This is a genomic window from Mycolicibacillus koreensis, assembly GCF_002104795.1.
Lineage (GTDB): Bacteria > Actinomycetota > Actinomycetes > Mycobacteriales > Mycobacteriaceae > Mycobacterium > Mycobacterium koreense.
Map to the genome: position 1 here is coordinate 1 of NZ_NCXO01000003.1, position 11875 is coordinate 11875.

At 69.0% G+C, this 11875-nt stretch carries 13 protein-coding genes; 9 read left to right on the forward strand and 4 right to left on the reverse strand.

The window, feature by feature from the left end; genetic code table 11:
• A partial coding sequence (locus B8W67_RS01935; protein ID WP_109561691.1) for a PPE domain-containing protein occupies positions 1–991 on the reverse strand: 991 nt, incomplete at its 3' end.
• 302 nt (positions 992–1293) lie between these two features.
• Here B8W67_RS01935 and sucB point away from each other — a divergent pair.
• From sucB to B8W67_RS01960, 5 genes are read left to right on the forward strand one after another with little or no spacing between them, the layout of a single operon-like run.
• A complete protein-coding gene (gene sucB, locus B8W67_RS01940; RefSeq protein ID WP_085302043.1) occupies positions 1294–3081 on the forward strand; it encodes a 2-oxoglutarate dehydrogenase, E2 component, dihydrolipoamide succinyltransferase in 1788 nt (595 codons plus the stop codon).
• Positions 3082–3096: 15 nt separating this feature from the next.
• On the forward strand, positions 3097–4008 hold the full coding sequence (locus B8W67_RS01945) for a TIGR01777 family oxidoreductase (RefSeq protein ID WP_085302045.1): 912 nt from the start codon (positions 3097–3099) through the stop codon (positions 4006–4008).
• 19 nt (positions 4009–4027) lie between these two features.
• Positions 4028–4693, forward strand: a complete 666-nt coding sequence (gene lipB / locus B8W67_RS01950) for a lipoyl(octanoyl) transferase LipB (RefSeq protein WP_085302047.1) — start codon at positions 4028–4030, stop codon at positions 4691–4693.
• A gap of 50 nt (positions 4694–4743) precedes the next feature.
• Positions 4744–5682 carry a lipoyl synthase gene (lipA, locus tag B8W67_RS01955; RefSeq protein ID WP_069391459.1) on the forward strand — a complete coding sequence of 313 codons (939 nt, stop codon included), beginning with the start codon at positions 4744–4746 and terminating at the stop codon, positions 5680–5682.
• Between the two features lie 35 nt (positions 5683–5717).
• Entirely contained in the window at positions 5718–6470 is a 753-nt protein-coding gene (locus B8W67_RS01960; RefSeq protein WP_069391460.1) for a DUF4191 domain-containing protein, read from the forward strand.
• A gap of 9 nt (positions 6471–6479) precedes the next feature.
• On the opposite strand, the gene B8W67_RS01965 is transcribed toward B8W67_RS01960, so the two are convergent.
• Positions 6480–6944, reverse strand: a complete 465-nt coding sequence (locus B8W67_RS01965; protein WP_069391461.1) for an RDD family protein — start codon at positions 6942–6944, stop codon at positions 6480–6482.
• A 146-nt stretch (positions 6945–7090) separates the two neighbouring features.
• Here B8W67_RS01965 and glnA point away from each other — a divergent pair, with 146 nt between their 5' ends.
• Complete coding sequence (gene glnA, locus B8W67_RS01970; protein ID WP_069391462.1) at positions 7091–8527, forward strand: type I glutamate--ammonia ligase; 1437 nt, start codon at positions 7091–7093, stop codon at positions 8525–8527.
• Positions 8528–8620: 93 nt separating this feature from the next.
• On the opposite strand, the gene B8W67_RS01975 is transcribed toward glnA, so the two are convergent.
• Positions 8621–9469, reverse strand: coding sequence for an endonuclease domain-containing protein (locus B8W67_RS01975; protein ID WP_085302049.1), 849 nt, complete (start codon positions 9467–9469; stop codon positions 8621–8623).
• A gap of 76 nt (positions 9470–9545) precedes the next feature.
• A complete protein-coding gene (locus B8W67_RS01980; protein ID WP_069391463.1) occupies positions 9546–9752 on the reverse strand; it encodes a hypothetical protein in 207 nt (68 codons plus the stop codon).
• Between the two features lie 67 nt (positions 9753–9819).
• Here B8W67_RS01980 and dtd point away from each other — a divergent pair, with 67 nt between their 5' ends.
• Genes dtd through B8W67_RS01995 form a run of 3 tightly spaced genes read left to right on the forward strand, consistent with a single transcriptional unit; the run spans position 9820 to position 11861 of the window.
• Positions 9820–10251 (forward strand): D-aminoacyl-tRNA deacylase, encoded by a 432-nt coding sequence (gene dtd, locus B8W67_RS01985; protein ID WP_069391464.1) that lies wholly within the window; start codon positions 9820–9822, stop codon positions 10249–10251.
• 31 nt (positions 10252–10282) lie between these two features.
• Positions 10283–10699: a DoxX family protein gene (locus B8W67_RS01990; RefSeq protein ID WP_085302051.1), complete on the forward strand. Its 417-nt coding sequence runs from the start codon at positions 10283–10285 to the stop codon at positions 10697–10699.
• 10 nt (positions 10700–10709) lie between these two features.
• Positions 10710–11861, forward strand: a complete 1152-nt coding sequence (locus B8W67_RS01995) for an acyl-CoA dehydrogenase family protein (protein WP_069391599.1) — start codon at positions 10710–10712, stop codon at positions 11859–11861.
• Positions 11862–11875: the final 14 nt, after the last annotated feature.

Below are 11875 nucleotides of genomic sequence, written 5' to 3' on the forward strand. Positions count from 1 at the left end.
GTGTCGCGGGGGCGCCGGGCGCGGCCGGTGCCGCCGGTGCCGCGGGAGCACCCGGGGCGGGGGCCGCGGCCACCGGCGGCGGAAGCGGGCTCTGCCCACCGATCGGTGCCGGTAGCGGTGCGGGCACCGGGGGCGCGGCGGTGGTGATCCCGGCCATCCCGGCCAGCCCGACCAGGCCACCGAGACCACCAATCGCCAGGGTCAGCGCCGGCTGGATCAACGCCGGCGCGAACTGCAGGGCGGTGGAGAGCAGCTGGCTGGCGTGGAAGGTCACGTCGGCCAGCACCATCGGCAGGTCGGTCAGCAGCGCCGACGGGTTGGTGAACAGATCGGTCACCAGCAGCTGGATGTTTTTGATCTGTTCGCCGCCGACGTCGAGCCACCAGCGCGGGTCGAGCGGGCTGAGGCCGTCAGCCGGATCGTCGTGGCCGTGGCCGTGACCGTCGTCGTGGTCGGCGCCGTCGTGGTCGTGGGTGACGATGGGCGGGGCGGTGGTGCTGGCCGGGGTCGCGGCCAGGGCGCCGCCGGCCACCCCGGAGTAGGTCGCCATGGTGGTGGCGGCCTGGATCCACATCCGCACGTAGTCGGCCTCGTTGACCGCGATCGGAATGGTGTTGATGCCGAAGAAATTCGTGGCGACCAGCACGCCGTGCACCGCATGGTTGGCGGCCAACTCCGGAATGGTCGGCATCGTGGCCAGCGCGCCGGTGTAGGCCGCCGCGGCGGTCTCCAACTGGGTGGCGGTCACCGCGCTGTCGGCGCTGACCCGGCCCAGCCAGGCCAGATACGGCAGGTGCGCGGCGTGATACATCATCGCGGTGGGGCCCTCCCAGGCGCCGGCCTGCACCGCCCCGAGGGTGGCGGTCAGTTCGGTGGCGACCGCGGCGTATTCGGCGCTCAGCGATGACCAGGCCCCGGCGGCGGCCAGAAGCGGCCCCGGCCCGGGGCCCGCACTCAGCGCGCTGGAGTGCGCCTCCGGCGGCAGCGCCATCCACACCGGTGCACTCACCCGCTCACCCCCTGACCACTCGGACCGCTACCTGCGAATGACAACCATTGCCAACAACGTCGTCTAGACAGTAACCCCAAACCGGCTCGAATGAAAATCGTTTTCAACAACGTGTCGCGGGTCGTTTCCCCCCGCCCCGGTCGGCCGTCCCCCAGTGAGCGTCGATTTCGCCGCAGTGACAGGATGGTTAGGACAATCGACCTCAGATGCCGCCTCGCCTCCGGGTGCTGTGGTAAGCCAGAGATCGACCCGTGTTCAGCTGACCGATCGAGGAGTCGACACCGATGCCCTTCTCCGTCCAGATGCCGGCACTCGGCGAGAGCGTCACCGAGGGCACCGTCACCCGCTGGCTCAAGCAGGAGGGCGACACGGTCGAAGTCGATGAGCCGCTGCTCGAGGTCTCCACCGACAAGGTCGACACCGAGATCCCGTCCCCGGCTGCGGGCGTGCTCAGCCGGATCGTCGCCCAGGAGGACGACACCGTCGAGGTCGGCGGGACACTGGCCGAGATCAGCGATTCCGCCGAGGATTCCGGCGACTCCGGGGATGCCGCCGGTGGTTCCGATTCCACCGACGAGCAGCCCGCCGCGCAACCCGAACAGCCCGCCGCGCAACCCGAGCAGCCCGCCGCCGAGGAGCCTTCACCGGCGCCCGAGCAGCAGTCGTCGGCGCCGGCCGGTGGCGGTGAGGGCCAGGTGGTCCGGATGCCGGAGTTGGGCGAGTCGGTGACCGAGGGCACCGTGACCCGCTGGCTCAAGAAGGTCGGCGACTCGGTGCAGGTCGACGAGGCGCTCGTGGAGGTCTCCACCGACAAGGTCGACACCGAGATCCCCTCCCCGATCGCCGGGGTGCTGGTCGCGATCACTGCCGAGGAGGACGACACCGTCGAGGTCGGTGGCGAACTGGCCCGCATCGGTTCGGCCGACAGTGCCGCGGCCGCCCCGGCCGAGCCCAAGTCCGAGCCGAAACCCGAACCCAAGCCCGAACCCAAGCCGGCCCCGGAGCCGGAGCCTGAGGCGAAACCGGAGCCTGAGGCGAAGACGGAGACCCAGCCGGAGCCCCAGCGCACGCCGAAACCGGAGCCCTCCGCGGCCGGCAGCGCGTCCGGCGGCGGCACCCCCTATGTCACGCCACTGGTGCGCAAGCTCGCCAACGACCACGACGTGGATCTGTCCCAGGTCACCGGCACCGGGGTCGGTGGGCGCATCCGCAAACAGGATGTCCTCGACGCGGCGGAGAAGCGCAAGGCCGCGGAGAAGCCGGCGCAGCCGGCCGGTGCCCCGGCGCAGCCGGCCGCCCAGCCGTCGGCCGCCCCGGCGGCGCCGAAACCCGCACCCGCGCTGGCCAATCTGCGCGGCACCACCAAGAAGGCCAACCGGATCCGGCAGATCACCGCCAAAAAGACTCGGGAATCGTTGCAGGCCACCGCGCAACTCACCCAGACCCACGAGGTCGACATGACCCGGGTGGTGGCGCTGCGGGCCCGCGCCAAAGCGGAGTTCGCCGAGCGGGAGGGCGTGAACCTGACGTTCCTGCCGTTCATCGCCCGGGCGGTGATCGACGGCCTCAAGGCCCACCCCAACGTCAATGCCAGCTACAACGAGGACGCCGGGGAGATCACCTACTACGACGCCGAGCACCTCGGCATCGCGGTGGACACCGAGCAGGGCCTGCTCTCACCGGTGATCCACAACGCCGGCGACCTGTCGCTGGCCGGACTGGCCCGCGCGATCGCCGACATCGCTGCACGTGCGCGCTCCAGTGACCTGCGCCCCGACGAATTGTCCGGCGGGACGTTCACGATCACCAACATCGGCAGCCAGGGCGCCCTGATGGACACCCCGATCCTGGTGCCGCCGCAGGCCGCCATGCTCGGCACCGGCGCCATCGTCAAGCGGCCCCGGGTGATCGTCGACGACTCCGGCAACGAGTCGATCGGTGTGCGCTCGATCTGCTACCTGCCGCTGACCTACGACCACCGCCTCATCGACGGCGCCGACGCAGGACGTTTCCTGACCACCGTCAAGCATCGGCTCGAAGAGGGGGCCTTCGACGCCGACCTGGGGCTGTAGGAAGGCGCGCCAGCTGTGACCGAAGCCGTCATCGCAGTCGCCGGCTCCTCCGGGCTGATCGGCTCAGCGCTGGTGGCAGCGCTGCGCGCCGCCGAACATCAGGTGGTGCGTATCGTGCGTCGCACCCCGGTCAACGCCGACGAGCTGTACTGGAATCCCGACAGCGGCGACTTCGACGCCCGCGCCCTCAACGGCGTCGATGCGGTGGTGAACCTCTGCGGGATCAACATCGCCAAACGCCGCTGGTCGGGTGCGTTCAAACAGCAACTGCGCGACAGCCGCATCACCCCCACCGAAGTGCTGTCCACCGCCGTCGCCGAATCCGACGTCGGGTTGATGGTCAACGCCAGCGCGATCGGTTTCTACGGCGACACCCGTAACCGAGCCGTCGACGAAACCGCTCCCGCCGGAACGGGTTTCCTCGCTCAGCTCTGCGAGGACTGGGAGGCGGCCACCGCGCCGGCCAGCGCGGCGGGGGCACGGGTGGTGCTGGCTCGCACCGGCTTGGTGCTCGCCCCGTCGGGTGGGGCGCTGGGCCGGTTACGCCCGGTGTTCGCCGTCGGCGCCGGCGCCCGACTCGGCAACGGCCACCAGTACATGTCCTGGATCAGCCTGGAGGACCAGATCCGGGCCCTGATGTTCACGCTGTCACAGGCGGACCTGGCCGGTCCGGTCAACCTCACCGGGCCCGCCCCGGTGACCAATGCGGAGTTCACCGCCGCCCTCGGGCGTGCGGTACACCGCACACCGCGGCTGATGCTGCCCGGCTTCGCGGTACGCGCCGCCATCGGAGAGTTCGCCGACGAAGGGCTGCTGGTCGGTCAGCGCGTCATCCCGGCCGCGCTGGAGCGAGCCGGATTCCGGTTCCATCACCAAACCATCGGCGAGGCTCTCGGCTACGCCACCGCCGCTGCGGCCGCCCTCTGACCACGGTAGCGTCGCCGCTATGGGTGCATCGATCCGCTCTGCCGACACCGCCGTCGCCGTCCGCCATCTCGACTCCATCGACTACACCGATGCCTGGGAGCTGCAGCGCGAGATCGCCGAGGCGCGAGGCGCCGGAGGCCCCGACACGCTGCTGCTGTTGGAGCACCCGCCGGTCTACACCGCCGGGCGGCGCACCCTCGAGCACGAACGCCCCGTCGACGGTGTTCCGGTGATCGACACCGACCGGGGCGGCAAGATCACCTGGCATGGGCCCGGCCAGCTGGTCGGCTACCCGATCATCGGGCTGGCTGAACCCCTCGACGTGGTCAATTACGTTCGGCGCCTTGAGGAATCACTGATCGCGGTCTGCCACGATCTGGGGTTGCACACCGTGCGGGTCGACGGCCGTTCCGGGGTGTGGTGCCCGCCAGGGCCGGCGGGGCCGGCCCGCAAGATCGCGGCGATCGGGGTGCGGGTGGCACGGGCGACCACCCTGCACGGGTTCGCGCTGAACTGCGACTGCGACCTGGGCGCCTACGGCTCGATCGTGCCGTGCGGGATCACCGACGCCGGGGTGACGTCACTGTCGGCGGAGCTGGGTCGGCGGGTCAAGGTCGCCGAGGTCCGCGAGCAGGTTGCCGCCGCGGTGCTCGCCGCCCTCGACGGAGCCTTGGCGCTGAGCTGACAGCCGCAGGGGGCGGCCCCGGCCGACAGCGCTGGCGTAGCATCGCAGTCGTGAGTGTCGCTCCGGAAGGTCGCAAGTTACTCCGCCTGGAAGCACGCAACGCGCAAACCCCCATCGAACGCAAACCCGAGTGGATCAAGACCCGCGCCAAGATGGGCCCTAACTACACCGAGCTCAAGGGCTTGGTGCGCCGGGAAGGTCTGCACACGGTGTGCGAGGAGGCCGGCTGCCCCAACATCTACGAATGTTGGGAGGACCGCGAGGCCACGTTCCTCATCGGCGGCGAGGTGTGCACCCGGCGCTGCGCGTTCTGCCTGATCGATTCGGGGCGACCGCAGAAGCTGGACCGCGACGAGCCCCGCCGCGTCGCCGAGAGCGTGCAGGCGATGGGGTTGCGCTACTCGACGGTGACCGGGGTGACCCGCGACGACCTGCCCGATGAGGGCGCCTGGCTCTACGCCGAGACGGTGCGCGCGATCAAGGCGCTCAACCCCGGCACCGGCGTGGAGCTGCTGATCCCCGACTTCAGCGGCAAGCCGGACCTGCTCACCGAGGTGTTCGAGTCCCGCCCGGAGGTGCTGGCCCACAATGTGGAGACGGTGCCGCGCATCTTCAAGATCATCCGCCCGGCGTTCAACTACCAGCGCAGCCTCGACGTGCTGACCCAGGCGCGCGACTTCGGCCTGGTCACCAAGAGCAACCTGATCCTGGGCATGGGCGAGACCCCCGAGGAGATCCGTGCGGCGCTCCGCGACCTGCACGAGGCGGGCGCAGAGCTGGTGACCATCACCCAATACCTGCGGCCCTCCGAGCGCCACCACCCGATCGACCGGTGGGTCAAGCCCGATGAGTTCGTCGAGCACGCCCGCTACGCCGAGGAGCTGGGATTCGCCGGGGTGATGTCGGGGCCGCTGGTGCGCTCGTCGTACCGCGCGGGGCGGCTCTACGCCCAGGCCATGGAGCGACGGGCCGCAGCACAGACGCGCTGAGGGGCCCCCGCCGTCGGTGGCTATCCTTGGTCACTATGGCAAAACGTCGCACCGCCACCGAATCGAAGGCCGCCCGCGCCGAGGCGAAAGCCGCCCGCAAGGCCGCCTCCCGGCAGCGCCGCAGCCAGCTGTGGCAGGCCTTCAACATGCAGCGCAAGGAGGACAAGCGGCTGCTGCCGTACATGATCGGCGCGTTCGTGCTGATCGTGGCGGCCTCGGTGGCCATGGGGCTCTCCGGTGGGATGTTCACCAAGGTGACGATGATCCCGCTCGGGGTGGTGCTCGGGGCGTTGGTGGCGTTCATCATCTTCGGCCGGCGCGCCCAGAAGTCGGTGTATCAGAAGGCCGACGGGCAGGCCGGTGCGGCGGCCTGGGCGCTGGATAACCTGCGCGGCAAGTGGCGGGTCACGCAGAGCGTCGCCGCCACCGGCCACTTCGACGCGGTGCACCGGGTGCTCGGGCGTCCGGGGGTGATCCTGGTCGGTGAGGGTTCGGCGAGCCGGGTGAAGCCGCTGCTGGCTCAGGAGAAGAAACGCACCGCCCGCCTGGTCGGCGACACCCCCATCTACGACATCGTGGTCGGCAACGGCGACGGTGAGGTCCCGCTGGCGAAGCTGGAGCGTCACCTCAACAAGCTGCCCGCCAACATCGGGGTCAAGCAGATGGACGCGCTGGAGGCGCGGATGGCCGCGCTGGGCTCACGGATGGGCCCGGCCGCGATGCCGAAGGGGCCGCTGCCGCCCGGGGCGAAGATGCGCGGGGTGCAGCGCACCGTGCGGCGCCGCTGACCACGCCGGTCAGCGGCGCACCACCGCGGTGCCGGTGAGCCGGTCCTGAAAACCCCGGCCGTCGCCGTCGGTGAACAACGCCGGCACCACCAGCGCGATCAGCAGGCCACGGCCGACCGCGCGGCCGAGTCCGACGTGCTCACGGACGTCGACTGACGCCACCCGCAGGCGCAGCGCGAATTGTCCCGGCGAGAACCCGTAGAGCCGCACCGACACCGCGCCGAGCACCAGCCAGACCACAAGGATCGCCAACGACAACTGCGACTCGGAGAGCCAACCGAACGTCATCACCAACGCGGCCAACCCGTAGGCGATCAGCCAGTCGACGAGCAGCGCCGCCGCCCGCCGGCCCAGTCCGGCCAGCGACCCCGGCCCCCGCTCGGGCAGCCCCAGCGACCGGCCGGGATAGCTGTCGGGATCCTCCGGACCGGCCGCACCGGGGCCGGACAGCCACGATGAGCCCATGTGCGTCATGGCCCCACAGTAGGCTGCTTGAGTGCTCGTCCCCCAATCACGCCCGGCAGTCCCGGCCGTAACGTCGGCGAAACACTCGGGTAAACGTCGAGAAATATGCTCTTCATAGCGTCAGCGCGGTTACTCAGGTAAGGAGACCGAATTCCGTGACCGATAAAACGGCGGACGACATCGCCAAACTCATCGCCGACGAATCCGTCGAGTACGTCGACATTCGGTTCTGCGACCTCCCCGGCACCATGCAGCACTTCTCGATCCCGGCCTCCGCGCTCGACGACGCCGTGTTCACCGACGGGTTGGCCTTCGACGGGTCCTCGATCCGCGGATTCCAGTCGATCCACGAGTCGGACATGATCCTGCTGCCCGACCCCAACACCGCCCTGATCGACCCGTTCCGGGCCGCCACCACGCTGAACCTCAACTTCTTCGTGCACGACCCGTTCACCCGGGAGCCCTACTCGCGTGACCCGCGCAACGTGGCACGCAAGGCGGAGAAGTATCTCGCCAGCACCGGGATCGCCGACACGGCGTTCTTCGGAGCGGAAGCCGAGTTCTACATCTTCGACTCGGTGGCGTTCGACTCACAGACCAACGGCTCGTTCTACCAGGTCGACTCGCGGTCGGGCTGGTGGAACACCGGAGCGCGCACCGAAGCTGACGGCGGCCCGAACCTGGGCTACAAAACCCGTCCCAAGGGCGGGTACTTCCCGGTCGCACCCAACGATCAGTACGTGGATCTGCGCGACGAGATGAGTACCGCGTTGATCAACAGCGGCTTCACCCTGGAGCGCGGCCACCATGAGGTCGGCAGCGGCGGCCAGGCGGAGATCAACTACAAGTTCAACACGTTGCTGCACGCCGCCGACGACCTGATGCTGTTCAAATACCTCATCAAGAACGTCGCCTGGCGGGCCGGGAAAACGGTCACGTTCATGCCCAAACCGCTGGTCGGCGACAACGGCTCGGGGATGCACGCCCACCAGTCGCTGTGGAAGAACGGCGAACCGCTCTTCTACGACGAGGCCGGTTATGCGGGACTGTCGGATTTGGCACGGCACTACATCGGCGGGATCTTGCATCACGCACCGAGCCTGCTGGCGTTCACCAACCCGACCATCAACTCCTACAAGCGTCTGGTTCCCGGCTACGAGGCACCGATCAACTTGGTCTACAGCCAGCGCAACCGGTCGGCGTGTGTGCGCATCCCGATCACCGGCAACAACCCCAAGGCCAAGCGGATGGAGTTCCGCTGCCCGGATTCCTCGGGCAACCCCTACCTGGCGTTCGCGGCGATGATGCTGGCCGGCATTGACGGGATCAAGAACAAGATCGAGCCGATGGCCCCGATCGACAAGGACCTCTACGAGCTGCCTCCGGATGAGGCCGCCGATATCCCGCAGGCACCCACCCAGCTGTCGGCGGTGATAGACCGGCTCGAATCCGATCACGAATACCTCACCGAGGGCGGTGTTTTCACCGAGGACCTGATCGAGACCTGGATCCGCTACAAGCGCACCCAGGAGATCGACCCGGTCAACCTGCGCCCCCACCCCTACGAGTTCGCGCTCTACTACGATTGCTAGTAGAGCCCCCAGCCCGATGCCGAAAGCCGCGGTGCCGACTGACATCGACGGCCCAGCGGACATACGGGGTCATATACGCGGGTGTATGTCCGCTCAGACATCGATCTCAGTAGGCACTCGGTGTTCGCCCCGGGCGAGCACCGCGTCCAGCGCGGCCGCCACCCGATCGAAGTGGTGGAAAACCTGCTGGTAGGAGACCCGAAACGGCAGAAAGCCGAGCCGATGCAACTCCAGGTCGCGTTCCCGGTCGACCTCGATTCCGTCACCGGCATAATGGCGGTGACTGTCGGCCTCGACGACCAGACGCTTTCCGATCAAAAAATCGACGGTGCCCACCCCCGGGATGAACACCTGGGGGCGAAACGCGATGTGGCGGGAACGAAAATGCAGCCGCAGCAGCGTTTCGGTGCCCGACTCCGCCGATCCGTCCGCGGCGGCCAGCCACCGCCACACCCGCCGGGGTTGCCCGGCCAGCAGCTCCCGCAGCCGCTGCGGCGACAGCATCCGCTGGTGTAGCACCGAATCCAGCACCGCGACCAACTCGGGTCCCTGCAGGCATCCCACAGCGGCGACCACCGCGGGCTCCAGGTCGTCGACCGGGCGTGGGGTGGGCCCACAGGCGCACGGCCGGATACCGGGCACCGCGCGCAGCGGTCGGCGGCGATAGGGGTTCACACGCAGATGCAGCGTATGCGCGGCCCCCTCGGGAACCCAGATGCCGTGCCGGTCGAGCGCCGAGACACAGGTGAGCGCACCCCCCAGGGCCACGGCGCGGCAGACGACCGGATCGGCGTGTGGTGCGGCATACCACCCCGGACGCAGCCGCCGCAGCGTCTGCCTGCACACCAGTCGCCGGATGCCGGCGTCACCGATGCCCGCCGCCATCAATTCGGCACGACTGACAACACCGTCGCTTCCCACGACCACCGGGTGATCGGACATCGGTTGATGATCGCCGACCAGCGATCGGTGGCCCAGTCAGCGGCCCGGTGGGCTGGGGACAACTCGTGCCCGGCGTTCAGCGGCCCTTACGGGGAACACCGTGCGGGTGGTCGTCACGGGTCTCCAGCCGCGCCCAGCCGGCCGGCGAATGGTAGGTCGTCTTGCGCTTCTCGTGGTCAAAGGTCTTGAGCACACCGCCTTTGAGGACCTCGAACGTGTCGGCGTTGACGTGGTGGATTTTCTCTTCAATGCCGTCGGAGACGCGGATAACCGTGAAGGCCATGCCAGCAGTATGGGGTATCCCGGCCGGTCTCGCAGGTCGAGAAGCCCCGGCCCTACCATCGGTGGTCATGCGGGTGCTGGTGCAGCGGGTCAACGGTGCCCGGGTCGTGGTCGATGGCGAGGTTGTCGGCGCGATTGCCGCCGGCCGCCAGGGGCTGGTGGCGCTGATCGGGGTGACCCACAGCGATGACGCGCAGACCGCAGCGCGCCTCGCCGACAAGCTGTGGCGACTGCGGATCCTGGAGGATCAACGCTCGGCGGCCGACCTTGACTCACCGATCCTGGTGGTCAGCCAGTTCACCCTCTACGCCGACACCGCCAAGGGCCGCCGGCCGTCCTGGAATGCCGCCGCCCCGCGCGAGACCGCCGAACCTCTGGTCGCTGCATTCACCGACGAGCTGCGCCGGCTCGGGGCGAGCGTCGCGACCGGCCGGTTCGGCGCTCATATGCAGGTGGAGTTGGTCAACGACGGCCCGGTAACGGTGTTGTTGGAGAGCTGAGGTGACGCCGCGGCGTCGGTACGCTCAGCGCATGGCCGCCGATCTGCATACCCGACTCGATGATCACGCCCCGACAGTGCTCAGCATCGTCCGGGTGGTGTTCGGGCTGCTGTACGCCGCGCACGGCGCCTCAAAGCTGTTCGGGTGGCCGGTGAGCCTGGATATCCCGCTGGGGCACTGGCCGTACTGGTGGGCCGGCCTGCTCGAGTTCGTCGCCGGGCTGCTCATCATGACCGGTCTTTTCACCCGGGCGGCGGCGTTCGTCGCGTCCGGGCAGATGGCGGTCGCCTATTTCTGGGAGCACCAGCCGCACGCGTTGTGGCCGATCGATCCGGCGCAGGGCGGCCACGGTGGCGGCGAGCCGTCGGTGCTGTACTGCTTCGCGTTTCTGCTGCTGGTGTTCACCGGCGGGGGACGCTATGGGCTCGACCGGCTGCGCGGTCAGTAAAGTCTGCACCATGAGCATTAGGCGGAAGCCGTCCTGGTACGACGACGAGGTCCGAGCATTGTTCGACTTGGCGCTCGGCTTCTTCGAGCGCGAGGTGGTCGCCCACGTCGACACATGGGACGCCCAACGCCACATCGACCGGCAGGTGTGGCGCACCGCCGGTGAGCTGGGGCTGCTGCTGTGCTCGATACCGGCCGAATACGGCGGGGGCGGCGGCACATTCGCCCACGATCTGGCTGTGTTCGACGCGCAGGGCTATTCCGGTGACCTGTCGTTGGGGATCGCGGTGCACAGCGGGATCGTGCCGCACTACATCCTGGCCTACGGCACCGAGGAGCAGAAGAAACAGTGGCTTCCGCCGATGGCCACCGGTGAGGTCATCGGTGCGATCGGGATGAGCGAGCCCGGCGCCGGATCGGACCTCAAGGCGATTCGCACCACCGCGGTGCGCCGCGGCGACGAGTACGTGGTCAACGGGTCCAAGACGTTCATCACCAACGGCGGCTCCGCCGACATGGTGGTGTTGGCGGTCAAAACCGACCCCAAGGCCGGGGCCCGCGGGATCTCGCTGCTCATCGTCGACCTGCGCGACACCCCCGGCTACCAGGTCACCCGGGTGCTCGACAAGGTCGGGATGCACGGCGCCGACACCGCCGAGCAGTCGTTCACCGACGTGGTGGTGCCCGCGGCCAACCTGTTGGGCCCGGCGGAGGGCGAGGGGTTCGGCCAGATGATCAACCAGCTCGCCCAGGAGCGGTTGATCGTGGGCGCGCAGGCTGTCGGCGGCACCGAACGCGCCGTCGACGAGACCGTCCGCTACACCAAGGAGCGCGACGCCTTCGGCCATCCGCTCTTCGAATTCCAGAACACCGCGTTCGAACTGGCCGAGTGCGCCACCATGGCGCGCACCTCCCGGACCTTCCTCGACCACTGCGTCGAGGCGCATCTGCGCGGCGAGCTCGACACCACCGACGCGGCCATGGCCAAATACTGGCTCACCGACCGGCAGTGCGAGGTCGTCGACCGGTGCGTGCAGCTCCACGGCGGCTACGGCTACATGCGCGAGTACCTGATCGCCCGGATGTATGAGGACGCCCGGGTGCAGCGCATCTACGCCGGGGCCAACGAGGTGATGAAACAGATCATCGCCCGCTCCCTGTAGTCACCGCCGAGCAC